Here is a 279-nt window from a genome sequence, read left to right as displayed (position 1 = left end):
TTACCAACGTTAAAGCGGGTGCTGTAAATGCAGCATCAACAGATGCAGTGAATGGCAGTCAATTATTCAATACTGCGAACAATGTGAAAAATCTTGTTGGTGGCAACACGACCATTGATGCAACGACGGGTGCGATCACGACAAGTAATATCGGTGGCACAGGTTCGAACACAATTGATGGTGCGATCACAAGCGTGAAAGATGCAGCAACCAAAGCGAAAACCACGGTTACAGCAGGAGACAACGTTGTAGTTACACCAACCACCAATGCAGATGGTT

1 protein-coding gene is annotated in these 279 nt (G+C 45.9%); it reads left to right on the top strand.

What is annotated here, in order from left to right; genetic code table 11:
- The coding region (locus V6E90_RS21655; RefSeq protein WP_442881275.1) for a hypothetical protein at positions 1-279 on the top strand (279 nt) is incomplete at both ends.

It is taken from the genome of Acinetobacter sp. ESBL14 (assembly GCF_036668815.1).
GTDB classification, from domain to species: Bacteria; Pseudomonadota; Gammaproteobacteria; order Pseudomonadales; family Moraxellaceae; genus Acinetobacter; species Acinetobacter gyllenbergii.
The sequence above is the reverse complement of the archived record's forward strand: the minus strand, read 5'-3'. Positions and strand labels throughout refer to the sequence as shown.